Genomic DNA, 16,762 nt, shown 5'->3' on the forward strand with positions numbered 1-16,762 from the left:
TCGTCATAGTGATAGCCTTACGGCCTGCAGTCAGTGCTTGACCAGCTGCAGTTTATTCATATAAGGGAGCATCACACGCAGGAGAACGCCGGTGGCAACGCCCATTCCCACGCCTGATACTGCCATTATAGGCAGATAATAAATGACAAACCCGGATTTCATAATCACAGACGCCATAAGCAGCTGTCCGAAATTATGGCCCAGGGAACCCAGCACACTGATGAGTGTATAGCTGAGGTTGAGTTTTTTCGGCAGGATCAGCAGAAGCATCACCGTAACCGATACAAGACCGCCTGCGGTACTCATGCAGGCAGCGGTAAATCCCCGGGTGAGCAGGGCAAAACTGCCCTTGAGCACAGCCAGTGTATAGGCCTGCCGCCATCCCAGGAAGAATACACAGTACATGGTGACAATATTGGAAAGCCCCAGCTTGACGCCGGGCGGGAGTCCCGGGACGGTGATCATCGACTCCACATAGCTCAGCACCATTGCCAGTGCGAACATCAGTCCCATCAGGACGGTCTGCCGCACACGGGCGCTGCGGTTTGTCGTGCCATATCCCATCGTTTTCTCTCCCGGTTTTCCTGTTATTGTCAGTCTATATAAATATAGGTGTAATCCGCGTCTGTTTCGTGGGGTTCAAAATTCCCACGCAGTGAACCGGAGATCCAGACATTGTTCTCCTGATCCACCATTACCAGGGCGTAATCCTCCGAACCCGCTGCCGCCTTGGCTGCCTCCAGCCCCTGGACAAACAGCGTGGTGGAAAGATAGTCCGCCAGGGTGCCGTCCTTGCTGATGACCGCCACGCTCAGAAGATCGCTGTCCGCCGGATAACCGGTCCTGGGGTCCAGTACATGATGGTACCGGATGCCGTCCTCCTCAAAGTAGCGCTCATATCCGCCGGTGGTCGCCATGGTGCAGCCGTCCTCCAGCGTTACAGTGCCAAGGTAGGTGCTGGCATCTCCCTGCGGGTCCCGCAGTCCGAACTTGAACGGGTCGCCGTCCGGACGCTCCCCGATGATCATCAGGTTGCCGCCCAGAGATACATACCCCCGCTCCGCTCCCAGCTCCCGGGCATACTCCCGGAGCTGATCGGCAGTCCAGCCCTTGGCGATGCCGCCCAGGTCGATTGCCATGCCGGGCCGGGTGAGGTAGGCCGTACAGGCTTCCTCGTCCAGCACCAGATCCTCCAGCCCCATGAGGGCCATGGCCTGGGCCAGTTCCTCATCGGTGGGCACATGGGGGTGATCCGAAGTGATGCCCCAGAGCTCCACCACCGGTGCGATGGTGATGTCGAATGCGCCGTCCGACTGCTCGGACAGCTCCTTGGCCCGCTGGAGCAGGTCAAAGGTGGGCTGGGAAACCTCAACGGGCTGAACGCCGGCATTTTCGTTGATCGCGGCGGTCTCCGACTGGGACAGGTGCATGGAAAGCACCGATTCAATCTCCCGGATCTTGGTTTCCATGCCGGTGTAGACGGTATCCGCCGATTCCCCGTACCATTTCTGTTCAATGACCGTATTCATGGCATAGGTGATGCCCGACCGGAACCCGCCGTAATCCTCGGGTTCTTCCCGGCTTTCCGGGGCGAAGCCCGCCAGATACAGTACGATGCTCAGCGCAATGACAGCGCAGCCGATCCAGACAACTTTTCTGCTCAAAATACCGTTCCTCTCCCTTGGGGAATCCCTGAATGACATGGGTTTGCATTGTTTCCGCAAAGCGAACAAATTGTGAACAAATACCCGCGCCATGTCAATCTACTATTTTAATAGGTCTTGTATCCAAAGTCAAGAATCAAGCGTTTCCATCGCTATTTTCGACGAATTTTTTATTGGTATTTCACAAAACTTTATATCTGTTTCTGTGCAAAAAACCAACGAATAAATTCGAATATCGTTATCAATTTAACAAAAAATCCGCATGACAACGCCAATTCTGCCTACTTTGCCATTGTATCAGTTTTTGGGACTGCTCACCATCAAATTTTCGTAAAATTTTCGTCCTATTCTGTCCCCAAATTTCCCCTGGAGATTCCTCCCCTGGCGCACAAAAAGCCCCCCTCTGGCTACACATTCCAAAGGGGGACTTCGGGAATACAGATTTACTTCAGATAGGTGCCGTTCAGAAGATCCAGTGCCTCATAGGTCAGCGGGATCAGGTCGGTGCGGTCGGTATAGGCCACATCAAACTTCCGGTTGAGTGCCAGGAACTGACGCACGCCCAGATGGATCTTGTTGAGGTAGGAGAATACACCGATGGCGCCGGTGGGGAAGCTGTCCGCCTCATCGCCGTAGATGCTCCGCAGCTCCCGCAGGTCGGCGAAGATCTCCGGAACCGTGCTGCCGAACTTGGCATATTCCTTGGGCACATTGCCCTCTGCGATGAGCTCGCCCACCTTCTTGGCACTCATGGCTGCTGCCATGGCTGCCCGCCCGATGCCCACCATAGTCACATAGGGAGCGCCGAAGGCCAGGGTCTTGAACACCTGATCCTCACTAGCAATGCCGCCGGTGATGGCGATATCCGGCAGTTCCAGGCCTTCCTTCTCCAGCCGCTGGCAGATGGTGTAGAGCTCGCTCTCCATCTGGATGGTGGGATAGCACCACTCGTTCATCATCTTCACCGGGCTGTTGCCGCTGCCGCCGCCGGCGCCGTCAAAGGTGACCATGTCCACTTCGGCCTTGCAGGCAATGCGCAGTACCTTCTCCATATCCTGGGGATCATAGCCCGCCATCTTGAAGAAGATATTCTTGGCGCCCAGCTTGCGCAGCTCCTCAATGCGTCCGCAGAGATATTCCTCGGTCCACATGGGCAGACGGTTGTAATCCCGGAAGTGCGGGCCGCGGCCTGCCAGGTATTCCTTCTGCACCTCGGGGTCCTCGGGATCGGGCAGGATCAGGTTGCCGTTCTTCTTCATCTTGAGCGCCTTGTCCAGACCCTCCACAATGCCCATGGCCTGGATGCCCTTGGCGGACTGTCCGAACTTGAACTCGATGGCGGTGGCGCCGCACTCGGTCAGGCCGTATTCTGCCACACCGCGGATATCGTCATCGCAGTTCACCTGCAGGATGATCTGACCATAGCCGTGGTCGTACTTGCGGAAGGCGCCGATCATATCCTTGAGCAGCTGGCACTCCTTGACCCTGGCATTTTCGCATACCAGATTCGGGTCCTTGTCAATGGCGCCCTCACCGATCACAGCCAGCACACCTGCCATGGCAGCGCCGCCGAAGTACTCCGGCCAGGCCAGCTTTGCCATTGCGGGCAGTACCACCGGCAGCTTGAGCTTGATGGGATTGCGGCGACCGATCTCGGTTTCCATCTTCACATGGAACACAGTGGCCTCCGCCGAGCACTCAGGCGCGCCCACAGCGCCGAATACCCGTCCGTTGATGTTGAAGTGGGACAGATCCACCGGATAATCCTTTTCCGAGCCATACTGATAGATACCGCCGGCAGTGGGATAGACCGTATCCGCGCCGCGCACCGCAGCCAGACCGATCTCACACAGGCCGGGGCATTCGCCGCAGACCGAACACATACCCGAACAGGTGGTGGGATGCTCCGGGTCACGCAGACGGGTCTTATTGAAAGCGGAACCGAGCTTGGGACTGTAAGACATGAAACACAACTCCTTTTCTGGACAGGCAGGTGAGCCGTTACCCCCGGATCATCTGCAGGATTTCGAAATTCTGTTAGTTACAGGATACCATAATCTGCCGGATGATTCAATCAAAGCCGCACAACTGCCCTGGAAATCTTCGGGACAGTTTTTAAGCACTCTGCACAAAATACAAAAACAGCAGGCAAAACTGCCTGCTGTTTTCGGGACAGAACTCTTATTCGTGGATTGCCTTGTAGTAACTGTCGATCACTTCGGGCTTGACGCCAAGCTCGGTGAACAGATCGCGGACACTGCCCTTCCACTGACGGGAAGAGGTGTCCACATCGCCGTCCAGGAAGCGCAGTGCGTATGTAACAGCACCCGCTACGCCCAGCTTGAATACATCTTCATCCAGGTCGAAGTACTCATTGTGGTGAGCAGCACCGGTACCCTTTTCGGGGTTGTTGATACCCAGCAGAGCAAAAACGCCGGGCCACAGCTTCTGCAGCTGCGAGAAGCTCTCGGAAGCCATCCAGGGCTCGGGGAAGGCAATGACATCATTGCCCAGCTCCTCACCGATGACCTTGCGCGCGAAGGCTGCGCACTCGGGGTCATTGGAAACGGCGAAGGCCGGCTCGGTGATGCTGTTGTAGGAAACAGTGCAGCCATAGGCAGCAGCAATGCCCTCTACCATCTGGAAGAAGTAGTTGCGGAAGGGCATGCCCACCAGATCCCGGTCATAGAACCGGGCAGTACCGGCGAAGGTCAGGTCGTTGGGGATTACATTGCCCACAGCACCGGCCTGCAGCAGACCTACCGATACAGTCAGAGGCTGGAAGGGAGTGATCTTGGTCAGACGGGCTGCTTCCAGAGCATTGTAGATGGCAACGAAGCAGTCGATGGGGCTGTTGGCCTGGTCAGGACGGGAACCATGACCGCCCTTGCCATGGATGGTGACATTGAAGCCGAATACCGAAGCCATGGTACCGCCATCCAGCAGACCCATCTTGCCCGATTCCAGACCGGCATACAGATGGATGCCCCAGACAGTGTCCGGCTTGAGGCCCTTCTCGTCCATATAAGCCAGCATCTGCGGGATACCGCCGCCGTTTTCCTCAGCACGCTCGAAGAACAGGATAATCCGTCCATGTACTTCGTCCAGATGTTCCTTGAGGATCTTGGCAGCGCCCAGCAGCATAGCAGTATGACCATCATGACCGCAGGCGTGCATCACGCCATCCACCTTGGAGCAGCAGACACGGGGACCAGCCAGGTTCTCCTTGGTCTCCTGAACCGGCAGCGCATCGCAGTCGGCACGCAGCAGGACAGTCTTACCCTTGCCGGGAGTCTTGCCTTCCAGAATGGCTACAATACCGCCATGGGGCACAACTTCATACTCAATGCCCATGCCAGCCAGTTCCTGACCAATGCGTTCAATGGTCTTGTCCTCCTGGTTGGACAGCTCCGGATGCTCATGGAAATACCGGCGCATTTCTACCACATAGGGATTGACTTCCTTTGCGAGTTCATAAATTTTCAATTTGAAACACCTCCGTACCCATTCCGTCCCAAAGGAACAAAACAGGCAAAACATTCCGTGATCTGCACAAAGTGGAGATTTTGACATTTCACTAACCAGTATCTTACTATTATTGACGAAAAAATGCAAGCGATAAATTATACTTTTAACAATATTGCAACAAGAATATTTATACTTTATAACTATTCCCCGTCATATCACAATTTTATGCCGCAAAAAAGAGCCGGTATAAAAACCGGCTCTTTTTCAGGAATGATCCTTATTTCTGAGAGTTATGCCTCGATCTTCTTGTAGACTGCCTCGATCATTTCATCGGTGTAGCCCATATCCTTGAAGAAGTCATGCATGGTGCCCTTCCACTTGCGGGCGGAGGTATCAATATCGCTCTCCAGGAAGTTCAGCGCATAGCTGACTGTACCGGTAACAGCGAGCTTGAAGGTATCCTCATCGATGTCGAAGTACTCGTTGTGGTGAGCAGCGCCAGTACCCTTTTCGGGGTTGTTCACGCCTACCAGAGCGAATACGCCGGGCATCAGCTTCTGCAGTCTGGAGAAGCTCTCGGAAGCCATCCAGGGCTCGGGCTGAGCAATTACATCTTCACCCAGCTCAGCGCCTACAACCTTGCGGGCGAACTCTACGCACTCCGGATCGTTGTAAACCGGGTAAGCGGGATCGCTGAGCTGGTTGTAAGTAGCAGTGCAGCCATAGGCAGCGCAGATACCGTCAACGATCTTGATGAGGGTTTCCTTGAAGGGATAACCAACCTCTTCACGGTCGAACAGACGGGCTGTACCAGCGAAGGTCAGGTCGTTGGGGATAACATTGCTGACTGCACCGGCCTGCAGCAGACCTACCGACAGAGTCAGAGGCTTGAAGGGGGTGATCTTGGTCAGACGGGCTGCCTGCAGCGCATTGTAGATGGCTACGAAGCAGTCGATGGGGCTGTTGGCCTGGTCGGGACGGGAACCGTGACCGCCCTTGCCATGGATGGTGATATTGAAGCCCATAGCGGTGGACATGGTACCGCCGGTGATCAGACCAATCTTGCCGGACTCCAGCATAGCGAACAGGTGAGTACCATAGCAGGTATCAGCAGTGATGCCGTGCTTGTCCATGTAGGCGAGCATCTGGGGCATACCGCCGCCGTTTTCCTCAGCACGCTCGAAGAACAGGATGATCTTACCAGCGATCTCGTCCTTGTGCTCATTGAGGATCTTGGCAGCGCCCAGCAGGATGGCTGTATGACCGTCATGACCGCAGGCATGCATTACACCGTCTACCTTGGAGCAGCAGACACGGGGACCTGCCAGGTTGTCCTTCTTTTCCAGAACAGGCAGCGCATCGCAGTCGGCACGCAGCAGGACAGTCTTGCCCTTGCCGGGCTTGGTGCCCTCAATATAACCAATGATACCACCCTTGGGAACAACTTCATACCGAATGCCCATGGCATCCAGTTCCTGACCGATCCGCTCGATGGTCTTGTCCTCCTGGTTGGACAGCTCGGGATTTTCGTGGAAATACCGGCGCATGGATACTACATAAGGATCTACGGCCTTTGCCAGCTCATAAACCTTCATCATACATTCCTCCTTACAGTAATGCTTCAGCATAAAAACTCGGCAGCAGGGACGAAAGCGCACCGGTTCAATCAAAAATCCAAAAACGCTTTATCACTCTACCGTTCTGGTATAATAGTAGCACACTTTCGGTATCACCGCAATGCACTTGGGGTGAATTGTATGAATCTGTCGATTTTTACTACTATTTATGTATATAATCACAACAACTTTTCAATTGACATTCGCGGCAAATTAAGATACGCTTAAATCAGTAAAGTATATAATTATTTTACAAATTGTTAAAAATAATTATATATTTTGCACTTACGCTTCCGCCTGCAACTGCTGCGGCGGAATAGGCCTCAGTCTGAACCTGAAGGAGGCGACTACTATGTCTGCACCGACTGCTGCCCCTGCCAAGAAAAAGTCAAAGCTGAAAATGCCCCATCTGCTCTTCCTGATGCTGGGTCTGATCCTGCTGATGAGCCTGCTGACCTACATTGTTCCCGCTGGTCAGTTTGCCACCGATCCGGAAACCGGCGCCCTCATCGGCGATGAGTTCCACCTGCTGGGTCACCAGACCCCCGTCAACATCTGGCAGGCCCTCAACTACATCCTGCCCGGCTTCATGAACTCCAGCTATGTCATCTCCCTGCTGCTGATCAGCGGCGGCTGTGTGGGTGTCATCATGGGTACCGGCGCCTTCGACGAGATGGTCAACTGGGCCCTCTACAAGCTCCAGGACAAGGGCGTATCGGTCCTGGTTCCCATCGTGTTCATGGTAATTGCCATCCATGGCGGCTTCGGCGGCGGTGACTCGATGATCGCTCTGGTTCCGCTGGGCGTGATGATGGCGAAAAAGCTCCGCCTGGACCCCATCATGGCGGTTGCCCTCACTTTCTTTGCCTCCTTTACCGGCTTTGCAGTGGGTCCCCGCCGGATCTCCACCGCACAGCTGATGATGGATGTCCCCATGTATTCCGGTTTTGTAGAACGAACCGTAATATTGCTCGTTATTATTACAATCGGTATGCTCTATACCCTGCACTATGCCCGCAAAATTGCCAAGGACCCCACCAAGTCGGCCATGGGAAATACCGACTGGATGGAAACTTACCATGCGGAAACCGGCGATGAGATGGAAGTTGTAGCCTTCAATCCCCGGGCCGCCCTGGTAACTGTCCTGTTCTTCGCGCAGTACTTCGTGATCGTCTACATGATGACCGTACTGGGCATGGCAAATACCATCATGCCCGCTGTCCAGATCCCCGTGGCAATCCTCTGCGGCCTGATCTACGGACAGAACCTGGATAAGATCGGCGCTGCCTTTGCCAAGGGCACCTCCGGCATGGCCTTCGTTGCGGCTGTGATCGGTCTGGCCGGCACCATGTCGCTCGTTATGGAAAACGGCAATATCCTGCACACCATCGTTTACTACGCCTGCCTGCCCCTGCGGGAACTCTCCCTCGGTCTGGCCTCGGTGGGTATGTCGGCAATCGTCGCCTTCCTGAACCTGTTCGTTCCGTCCGCTTCGGCAAAGATGGCAATCCTGATCCCCATCATCAAGCCGATGGCAGAAAGCCTGGGCATGTCCGGCAACCTGGCTGTTTCCGCATTCCAGTTCGGCGACGGCTTCACCAACCTGGTAACCCCCGCCCTGGGCGCTACTGCCGGTTCGCTGGCAATCGCCGGTGTCCCGCTGAGCAAGTGGCTGAAATGGGCCCTTCCCATCACTCTGCTCATGCTGGTCGTTTCCTGGATTATTCTGTACTTCCTGGGAAGCGTCGGCTGGACAGGCGTCTGATCCCTCCCCTTTCACACTGAAAAGCGTTCCCGCTGTGTTTTGTGTGTTTTTAACAGGTTGATGTTCGATATTTTGTGACAAAGTCACATCATTTTTCACATTCTGTTTCTTGACAAATCCACAGCGTTGTATTAAATTATAGTTGTAGCAGGAAGAAGATTCCTACACATATCATGCACAAAATTAAGGAGAGGTGTTCTATCATGTTTAAGGTTTTTGAAGAAATCATGGACAACTTTGACGGATTTTCCAATCTGAAGCTGAATGCTCCTGGTTACGCTCCGTGGATCAAGAATGGCAATACCTATGCCACTATGGTAAAGACCATCGGCATCAATCCTGAGGACATGCATGTTGCGCTGGAGAACAATGTTATCCGTGTTGAGGGTACTTCCAAGTACAACGGTATGACTTACAGCGTTGACTTCGATATTCCGCTGTCTGATACCTTCCTGGAGAAGGTTTGCGATGTAAAGTCCGAGACCGCCAACGGCCTGACCTACATCACTGTTGACCTGAAGTAACAGCAAACGCAATACCAATAAAAAAACAGCGATGGGATTTTCGGATCTCATCGCTGTTTTTTGTATTGTCGTATCAGAGCACCATGCAGGCCGCCGGATACCCCAGGAACACACAGATCAGCACCGAGGCGAGCATCAGCAGGAAACCATACCGCACCAGAGCGCCGGCAGTGGTCCAGCCGCTGCTGCCCGCGATGGCTACACAGGGCATGGCAGGCGGGGTGGCAAAGGCATAGGAGGCCAGCAGGCCGATGAGCGAGCAGACTGCCGCCGCATTGACACTGCCGCCGGTACCCAGGCAGACCGGCACCGCAATGGCGGTCACCACCGACACGGTCACCATGTTGGAGGAGAGGTTGGTCTGGACGGCAGCCCAGAAGCAGAACAGTGCCACCACAGCCAGCGGTGCCAGCGAGGACGCCACCGGAGCGATCCGCTCGGAGATCCAGCCAGTCAGGCCGATGGAGCCGTTGGTCATGGCAGAGCCCACCGCCAGCGTACCGGCGCACATGATCAGGCTGCCCCACGGCACGCCCTTGGACATGGCCTCTCCGAAGGGCAGCAGAGGCTTGCCCTCCGGCGCAATCAGCGAGAGAGCTACCGCACCCAGCAGCGGCGGATAGGCCGTGCCGAAGCTGTTGATATAGGCATAGACCTCCGGTGCCCAGGGCTCGATCATGCTGGGAACCACCCACAGAGCCACTACAAACAGGAATATTCCAAGTGTATACAACTCTCTGGACTGCATTTTCTCCAATCCGGCCCGGAGTTCCCCGGCCCGGGAGGTATCCAGCGATGTCAGATCCGGGCGCAGTACAAAGCGGAACAGGAGCATCATCGCCAGCACAGAGAGGATTCCCACCGGCACAGCGAAGGCCATATAACCGGCATAGTCAATGGCAAGGCCGGTGGCGGTGTGATAGAATTCCATCGCCATCAGCGGGAACACATGGGCAATGGGGGTCATGCCGGAGGAGATGCCGCAGCAGAAGACCAGGCCCATCATCAGCATGGAGGCAGCCTTGTCCCCCTTCTGGATGCCCAGCACCGCATAGATCTCCTCAATGATGGGGAGATAGATCACAAACAGCACTGTGGGCGAGATGAACAGTCCCAGGAAGATCACCGAGAGGAAGAACAGCCAGGTGAGCTGCCAGGGGCCTTTCTGTGCCATGCGGCTGGATACGAACCAGACTGCGCAGCGCCGTACAAAGGGGGTCTGGGAGAGCGCATAGGTACACAGGAAGGTGAACATAAGGAATGCAAAGGTGGAATTGCCAAAGGAGGCAGACAGCACTGCGTTTACTCCCAGTTCCGGGACCGCTGCCAGAGCCGCCATACAGAGCAGGCTGGGCCAGTCGATGGAAACTGTGAGCCACAGCAGCAAAGTTCCCAGGAAAATGCCGATCACCCGCATGGCGGACTGGGTCATGCCAGCCGGAGCGGGCAGGAATCCGAAGCCGAGGATCAGCAGCAGGGAAACTGCCAGAATCCCATACCGGGCCTTGATTGTCTTAGTCACTGGAACAACTCCTCTCCTATGCACTGAATCAATTTCTACCGAATGACATTATACTACACCCGGGGCTGGTTCCGCAACGATTTCCCGCTGTGAATCCCTTCACCTCAGGTGAGATCCGCCGCCGGAGCTCCGGTTTCCTCAAGGTATTCCTCCAGGCAGAGGCCCCGCTCCATGATTGTCCCGGCGGCTTCCCTGCCCACATACCGGTAATGCCAGGGCTCGAACCAGATCCCGGTGATCTCAGCCTTATCCCGGGGATACCGCAGGATAAAGCCATAGTCCGCGGCGTTTTCCAGCAGCCACTGTGCCGCTGCGGTGTTGGCATAGCCATCGTCCAGAATCTGATAGGACGGCGTGACGATGTCCACAGCCAGACCGGTCTGGTGTTCGCTTCCGCCGGCGGAGGCAATGTAGCGTCCGGCAATCACAGCTGCCTGTTCCGGGCTGTATCCGGCCTGCAGATAGCCCTCCTTGCTCCGCTGCAGATTGTACGCCTGCTGGTCATAGGAACGATAGGCCGAGCAGATCAGCAGATCGACACCGTCCTGCCGGGCCGCTTCCATCATGGCCCGGAGGTCGTCCACAATCCGGGCATCGGCCTGATAGGGTTCACCCGGCTGGATCACCTCCAGTTCCGGACAGAACTCCCGTTCAATGGGATGGTCCGCATTGACCAGCAGCAGGGCCCATTCGTCCTCCGGAGAGGGCTCTGCCATCACCGGCTGATCCTCCTCCGGCCCGGAATTGCCATCGTTTTCCTCCCGGGACCGGACTGCGTCCTCCCAGGTCAGATAGAACCGGGGCAGTTCGATGGGCGGGGTTTCGGGGAGCCAGGGGAGGTTCTGGTGCAGCACGGCATAAACCGGCTCCAGCTGACAGAGCAGCGCCGCTGTCAGCAGCAAGGCGATCCATCCTTTCATATTCCCCTCTCCCCCTTTCATAAAAAACAGGAGGTCCGTCAGTATCGGACGGTCTCCTCCTGTTTTCAGCATAGTATCAGTCTTGGCGCTTGGAACGGATATGCGCAGCGACCTTGACATCTTCTTTTTTGATGTGGTTGAGCAGCCAGCCGGCAATGGCCTGATTGGTCTTGGAAACCAGAGCCACTGTCGCACCGCCCTGCTCGAACTCATTGAGGATACCAGCAACGATCCGCTTGTATTCCTCATGGTACCGCTTATGATTCTCATAATCCGGATAGCCATACTGACGCTGGATCTTTTCCTCATCACTGAAGTGATAGGCAATGTAGTCGTTGAGGAATTCCAGAGTCTTGCGGATCTCTCCACGGCCCTTGCCTTCTCCACAGGCCAGCAGCAGATTGTTGATTGCGTCAATCAGCTCTTTGTGTTCGCTGTCGATCAGCTCGTTTCCGGTTTCAAGCTCCGATGTGAACTCGTACGCCATCTACTCCGCTTATCATCTTCTGTTCCTCCTTTCCTTAAATATAGGCATCCAGTTCACTGTCCGGTGCCTGGGTCTGTCCGATAACAGCTTCAAAGCTGTCGTCCTCCTGCTGCCAGTGTCCGCCGCGGTGCTGCTGACGCTGTTCAAAATACTGCTGGGCAAAGGACTGCTGCTGTCCCTGGTCGGTGAGTGCGCTCTGGGAAGCGTAGGACACCGCCTGTTCAGTGGGGAGCAGAGTCACCTGCTGCACCTGGACCTGAAGGGGCCGCAGGGCTTCCTGCAGGGTGGCGACCTCATTGGAGATCAGCCGGGCTGCCTGAGTGCTGGCTGTAAAGATGCTCAGCGCCATGTGTTCCCGGTCGTCCGAGATCTTCACAACGATCTCACCGATTCCCTCGGGCTCCAGCCGGACGATGAATTCGCTCTTGCCCTGGGCTGTCTGGTGCAGGATGCCGGTTTTGAGCTGCTTGCCGATCTCCTCTGCCGAGGGGAGCGGGAGCTGTGCGGCTTCCGGCTGGGCTGTGAGGAAGCGTCCGGCGTTCACATCGGCCTGAAGGCTTTCCACATCCACCGGAACGACGGTTTCCTTCTCCTGCTGTTCCAGGAGCTGCCGGGCGGTACGGAAGGCGTTTCCTGCCTGGAGAGTGGAAAATCCGTTCTCCATCAGGCTGCTGCTCTCCTCGCCGCCCCAGGCTGCCTTCAGCACTGTGTAGAGCTGCTGCATGTCCTCTGCCTCTCCATCCAGGAGCTCAGCGCCCTGGACGGCGCCCTCAGCGGCTGCGGTGCCGGGAACAGTGTCCATCGACTGCATGGCAAAGGTCTGCAGGAACGCGCCCTCTGCCGGAGTGCTGCCGGCGTTCTGGATCAGGTCTGCAAGCATGGCCTGCATCTCATTGCCCGATGCCATCGAACCCACTGTCCCGGCGGCTGCCGGAAGCACTGCATCAGTCTGTGCAAGCGGCTGTTCCCCCTGCATCTGGAGCAGTGCCTCCGGCTGGATGGTCTGTCCCATCAGCTGCATGAAGAGCATGGCAAAAGCGTCGGTGGCCTGACAGGCATCGGATAGATCCAGTTTCTGCCGCAGGCTCCCGCCGGAAGTGCCGTTCATCTGATTGACTGCGATCTGCTGCATTGTTATCACCTCCTTTCAAGTGGAATCCCTGCCGGTTCCGGATCAGCCGGCGGTCTTGCGGATATGGCTCTGGGAAACCAGTTCCTCGATCCGTTCCTCCTCGGCTTTCCGCACACCGGCCTGCCAGTCCTCATACTGGCGGTCCCGGAGCTTATCCAGCTTGGAGACCTCCTGATTGGCTGCCACAACCACCCGGGTCTGCTGTTCCACCCGGGCTTTGGCAGCTTCCAGCTGTTCGGTCAGCTCCCGGACCTGCATGCGGATGCTCTCCAGCTGCATACTGAATCCCCGCAGTTCCAGGGCGGTGATCCCCTCAGCCTGAGCCTTCCGCATCTCTTCCGAAACCTGCGCGAAATCGGTTTTCAGCTGGTTGATCTGCTGTTCCAGCCGGTCCCGCTCCGCCTGAAGACGCTGGAGCTTTCCGGTTTCCTCATCCAACAGCCGATCCCGGTAATCGCGTACATGATCCAACGAAAACTGAAACTTTTTCATCAAAATCCTCCAAATTTTTCATCGGGTCTATTCTACAATTTTTTCAAGCTGTTCTACGGTTTCCTGGAAACTTACCTTGGTATCCACACTCTGCTGAAGCAGGCGGTTGATGGCGTCCATGTGCCGGATCGCCTGATCCAGCTCGGGGTTGCTGCCGCTCTTGTAAGCACCGATGAGCAGCAGGTCCTGGTTCTGCTGGTACACCGACATCATATTGCGGACCTTGCCTGCCGCCAGCCGGTGGGCCGGTTCCACAATACTGCTCATCAGACGGCTGATGCTTGCCAGAATATCAATGGCGGGATAGTGGTTTCGCATCGCCACCTTACGGGAGAGGACGATGTGTCCGTCCACGATACCGCGCACTGTATCGGAAATGGGTTCATTGGTATCATCACCTTCCACCAGGACGGTGTAGATTCCGGTGATGGAGCCATGCCCGAAGTTGCCCGAACGCTCGAGCAGCTTGGGGAGGGCGGCATAGATGGACGGGGTATAACCACGGGCCACCGGCGGCTCTCCTGCCGCCAGGCCGATCTCCCGCTGTGCCATACAGAATCGGGTGAGGGAGTCCATCATCAGCAGCACATCCATGCCCTGATCCCGGAAATACTCGGCAATCGCGGTGGCGGTGAGGGCGCATTTGGAACGCATCATCGCCGGCTGGTCCGAAGTGGCGACCACCAGGACGGTCCGGGCCATGCCCTCGGGTCCCAGGTCCCGGTCGATGAACTCCACCACCTCACGGCCTCGTTCACCCACCAGGGCGATCACATTCACATCGGCTTTGACATTCCGGGCAATCATACCCATAAGCGTACTCTTGCCCACGCCGCTGCCGGCGAAGATACCCATTCTCTGGCCCTTGCCCATGGTGAGCAGGCCATCGATGGCCCGGACACCCAGCTCCATTACCTCAGTGATGGGAGGGCGCTCCATGGGGTTGGAGGGCTGTCCGTTGATGGGGTACCAGACCTTCTCCTCCTCGGGGAACGGGTCCCGGCCGTCAATGGGACTGCCCAGGGCATCCACCGCACGGCCCAGCATCTTGGGGATGATTCCCACTTCCAGCTTCCGTCCGGTGTTGATCACCACGCTGCCGGAACCGATGCCGTCCAGTTCCTGATAGGGCATCAGCTGAACGGTATCCTCCAGGATTCCCACCACCTCTGCCAGGGCGTAGCGCTCCTCGCTCAGCTGGATACGGCAGATATCTCCCATATTGCATTCCAGGCCGGTGGCCTCTACCATCAGCCCCATGATCTTGCTGATCTTGCCCTTGCGGGTGTAGAGATCCCCCAGCCGGATTGTCCGCTGTAATGATGTGATGTCAAGCAGTTCGCGTTCTGCCATGATGGATGGTCCTTTCCGTCAGTTCCGTGCGGGTGTATGCAGCCGTTTGTTCAGATTGTCCAGCTGGGTGGAAACCGACGCGTCTATAATCCCCTGCGGTGTATGGACGACACAGGCGCCCAGTTCATTCTGATCAGTTGTCACTTCCACATGCCGGGCATCGGTCCATTCCTGCAGCTCCTTGCGGAGTTCCTGTGCCAGTTCCGGCAGCTGCTGGGAAACCTGAACTTCCAGCCACTCTGCATTCTTGACCTGTGCCACCGCCCGCTGTACCAGCGGTTCCAGAACCAGGGGATCGGTCTGGATGGCATGTTCCATCACCTTGCCGGCGATTTCCAGCGCCAGGTCGGGAAGTGCTTTTTCATATCGTATAAAATATTGCCGCTGCTGCTGTGCCAGCTGGTTGAGCAGCCCTTCGGTGGCTCCCAGCAGATTTTCAATCCGCTGGCGTTTTTCCTCCACGGCGGCCTGGTATGCTTCCTCCCGGGCCTGCCGGCGGATCTCCTCCGCTTCGGTTCTGGCCTCCTGCAGGATGCGCTCCCGCTCTTCCCCGGCATGCCGGAGAATTTTGCCGGAGGTTTCCTCCGCCTGGGTCTGCATCTGTTCCAGCCGGCTGCGGAACAGTTCTTCCGCTGCACGGCGGGTCTGTTCCGGATCGGGCTGGGGTGCTGCCTGGGCTTCCGGAGCCTCTGCTCCCTCTTCCGGGTCGGCAGGGATCTCCATCGGCACCGGCAGAACCTGATCCGGGATCTCCACTTCACCGGCGGAGATCAGATTCCGGGTGCGGATCACCTTAGGCAAGGATCTCGTCCTCCTCTCCCTTGGCGATGACGATCTCTCCGGCCTCCTCAAGCTGCCGGATTACGCCGACAATCTTCTGCTGGGCCTCTTCCACATCGCGCATCCGGATGTTGTGCAGGAACTGGATATCCTGCTCGATATTCTCCCGCATACGGGAGGACATGTTCTGGAAGATAACACGCTTGACTTCTTCGTTTGCGCTCTTGAGGGCCACAGCCAGATCCTTGGTATCCACTTCCCGGATAAACCGCTGGATAGCCATGCTGTCCAGATTGACAATGTCCTCGAAGGTGAACATGAGCTTGTGGATCTCGTCGGCGAGAGCGGCATTGCGTCCGCCCAGTTCGTCGAAGATGTATTTCTCGGTGGAACGGTCCACACGGTTCATGATCTCTGCCACATACGGTACACCGCCCACTTCCACCTGATCGGCAGAGGTGATATTGGTGAAGCGGGCTTCCAGGGAATCCTCCACCAGTTTGATCATCTCAGGGGATACCCGGTCCAGACCGGCGATGCGCTCCACCACGTCCAGCTGGACAGCCCGGGGCAGTTCGGCAATGATCTGTGCCGCCTGATCCGAACGGGCATAGCTGAGCACCAGGGCAATGGTCTGGGGATGCTCATTCTGGAGGATCATCCAGAGGTTCTTGTAATCCGCCTTGCGGATGGATTCAAAGGAACGGGTACGCAGGGATTTGGACAGGCGGTCCATATACGAGGAGGCCTGTTCCGGGCCAAAAGCCTTTTCCAGGACGTCCTTGGCATAGAGGACACCGCCTTCGGTGATGACCTTCTGGGTGACGCAGAGTCCATAGAAATCCTCGATGGTGCTCTGCATATCCTCCGGCGAGAGCCGGTTGAGCTTGGCGATCTCCAGGGAGATCTGTTCCACCTCGTCGTCCTTGAGATAGCGGTAGACCTCCGAGGCCCGGTCCGCTCCCAGGGCAATCACCACAGCCGCGGCCCGCTGAACCGGGGTCAGCTGTTTCTGTTTGGTTGTTGCAGCAGCCATTGA

General features: G+C 56.6%; 15 protein-coding genes. 2 read left to right on the forward strand and 13 right to left on the reverse strand.

Features of this window, described 5'->3' with window-relative positions:
• Positions 1-30: 30 nt before the first annotated feature.
• The 5 genes from H9X81_RS01005 to H9X81_RS01025 form a co-directional block, all read right to left on the reverse strand.
• A complete protein-coding gene (locus tag H9X81_RS01005; protein ID WP_204719265.1) occupies positions 31-564 on the reverse strand; it encodes a Gx transporter family protein in 534 nt (177 codons plus the stop codon).
• 29 nt (positions 565-593) lie between these two features.
• A complete protein-coding gene (locus tag H9X81_RS01010) occupies positions 594-1,664 on the reverse strand; it encodes an FAD:protein FMN transferase (RefSeq protein ID WP_204719266.1) in 1,071 nt (356 codons plus the stop codon).
• 443 nt (positions 1,665-2,107) lie between these two features.
• A complete protein-coding gene (locus tag H9X81_RS01015; protein WP_243423878.1) occupies positions 2,108-3,628 on the reverse strand; it encodes a glutamate synthase-related protein in 1,521 nt (506 codons plus the stop codon).
• Positions 3,629-3,845: 217 nt separating this feature from the next.
• Positions 3,846-5,150 (reverse strand): amidohydrolase, encoded by a 1,305-nt coding sequence (locus H9X81_RS01020; RefSeq protein ID WP_204719267.1) that lies wholly within the window; start codon positions 5,148-5,150, stop codon positions 3,846-3,848.
• 272 nt (positions 5,151-5,422) lie between these two features.
• Positions 5,423-6,730: a M20 metallopeptidase family protein gene (locus tag H9X81_RS01025; RefSeq protein ID WP_204719268.1), complete on the reverse strand. Its 1,308-nt coding sequence runs from the start codon at positions 6,728-6,730 to the stop codon at positions 5,423-5,425.
• 370 nt (positions 6,731-7,100) lie between these two features.
• Between H9X81_RS01025 and H9X81_RS01030 the strand changes: the two genes are divergently transcribed.
• Both H9X81_RS01030 and H9X81_RS01035 read left to right on the forward strand, forming a co-directional pair.
• Complete coding sequence (locus H9X81_RS01030) at positions 7,101-8,513, forward strand: AbgT family transporter (protein WP_177502700.1); 1,413 nt, start codon at positions 7,101-7,103, stop codon at positions 8,511-8,513.
• Positions 8,514-8,716: 203 nt separating this feature from the next.
• Positions 8,717-9,037 carry a hypothetical protein gene (locus H9X81_RS01035; RefSeq protein WP_177502699.1) on the forward strand — a complete coding sequence of 107 codons (321 nt, stop codon included), beginning with the start codon at positions 8,717-8,719 and terminating at the stop codon, positions 9,035-9,037.
• A gap of 73 nt (positions 9,038-9,110) precedes the next feature.
• Here H9X81_RS01035 and H9X81_RS01040 read toward each other — a convergent pair whose 3' ends face one another.
• The 8 genes from H9X81_RS01040 to fliG form a co-directional block, all read right to left on the reverse strand.
• On the reverse strand, positions 9,111-10,559 hold the full coding sequence (locus tag H9X81_RS01040) for an SLC13 family permease (RefSeq protein WP_177502698.1): 1,449 nt from the start codon (positions 10,557-10,559) through the stop codon (positions 9,111-9,113).
• A gap of 104 nt (positions 10,560-10,663) precedes the next feature.
• On the reverse strand, positions 10,664-11,479 hold the full coding sequence (locus tag H9X81_RS01045) for a M15 family metallopeptidase (protein ID WP_204719269.1): 816 nt from the start codon (positions 11,477-11,479) through the stop codon (positions 10,664-10,666).
• Between the two features lie 76 nt (positions 11,480-11,555).
• A complete protein-coding gene (locus H9X81_RS01050; protein WP_204719270.1) occupies positions 11,556-11,966 on the reverse strand; it encodes a bacteriohemerythrin in 411 nt (136 codons plus the stop codon).
• A 34-nt stretch (positions 11,967-12,000) separates the two neighbouring features.
• The gene (locus H9X81_RS01055; protein ID WP_204719271.1) at positions 12,001-13,098 is read right to left on the reverse strand and encodes a flagellar hook-length control protein FliK; all 1,098 of its coding nucleotides are present in this window, start codon (positions 13,096-13,098) and stop codon (positions 12,001-12,003) included.
• 42 nt (positions 13,099-13,140) lie between these two features.
• Positions 13,141-13,590, reverse strand: a complete 450-nt coding sequence (fliJ, locus tag H9X81_RS01060; RefSeq protein WP_204719272.1) for a flagellar export protein FliJ — start codon at positions 13,588-13,590, stop codon at positions 13,141-13,143.
• Between the two features lie 27 nt (positions 13,591-13,617).
• Positions 13,618-14,943 (reverse strand): FliI/YscN family ATPase, encoded by a 1,326-nt coding sequence (locus H9X81_RS01065; protein ID WP_204719273.1) that lies wholly within the window; start codon positions 14,941-14,943, stop codon positions 13,618-13,620.
• Between the two features lie 18 nt (positions 14,944-14,961).
• Entirely contained in the window at positions 14,962-15,735 is a 774-nt protein-coding gene (locus tag H9X81_RS01070) for a F0F1 ATP synthase subunit delta (RefSeq protein WP_345941514.1), read from the reverse strand.
• A 1-nt stretch (position 15,736) separates the two neighbouring features.
• A complete protein-coding gene (gene fliG, locus H9X81_RS01075; protein WP_177502691.1) occupies positions 15,737-16,759 on the reverse strand; it encodes a flagellar motor switch protein FliG in 1,023 nt (340 codons plus the stop codon).
• Positions 16,760-16,762 lie beyond the last annotated feature (3 nt).

Source organism: Hydrogenoanaerobacterium saccharovorans (assembly GCF_016901815.1).
Taxonomy (GTDB): Bacteria; Bacillota; Clostridia; order Oscillospirales; family Ruminococcaceae; genus Avimicrobium; species Avimicrobium caecorum.

Coding starts and splice junctions, on each gene's coding strand:
- H9X81_RS01005 (WP_204719265.1), bottom strand. CDS start 564: ATGGGATATGGCACGACAAACCGCAGCGCCCGTGTGCGGCAGACCGTC.
- H9X81_RS01015 (WP_243423878.1), bottom strand. CDS start 3,628: ATGTCTTACAGTCCCAAGCTCGGTTCCGCTTTCAATAAGACCCGTCTG.
- H9X81_RS01025 (WP_204719268.1), bottom strand. CDS start 6,730: ATGATGAAGGTTTATGAGCTGGCAAAGGCCGTAGATCCTTATGTAGTA.
- H9X81_RS01030 (WP_177502700.1), top strand. CDS start 7,101: ATGTCTGCACCGACTGCTGCCCCTGCCAAGAAAAAGTCAAAGCTGAAA.
- H9X81_RS01035 (WP_177502699.1), top strand. CDS start 8,717: ATGTTTAAGGTTTTTGAAGAAATCATGGACAACTTTGACGGATTTTCC.
- H9X81_RS01045 (WP_204719269.1), bottom strand. CDS start 11,479: ATGAAAGGATGGATCGCCTTGCTGCTGACAGCGGCGCTGCTCTGTCAG.
- H9X81_RS01050 (WP_204719270.1), bottom strand. CDS start 11,966: ATGGCGTACGAGTTCACATCGGAGCTTGAAACCGGAAACGAGCTGATC.
- H9X81_RS01055 (WP_204719271.1), bottom strand. CDS start 13,098: ATGCAGCAGATCGCAGTCAATCAGATGAACGGCACTTCCGGCGGGAGC.
- fliJ (WP_204719272.1), bottom strand. CDS start 13,590: ATGAAAAAGTTTCAGTTTTCGTTGGATCATGTACGCGATTACCGGGAT.
- H9X81_RS01065 (WP_204719273.1), bottom strand. CDS start 14,943: ATGGCAGAACGCGAACTGCTTGACATCACATCATTACAGCGGACAATC.
- fliG (WP_177502691.1), bottom strand. CDS start 16,759: ATGGCTGCTGCAACAACCAAACAGAAACAGCTGACCCCGGTTCAGCGG.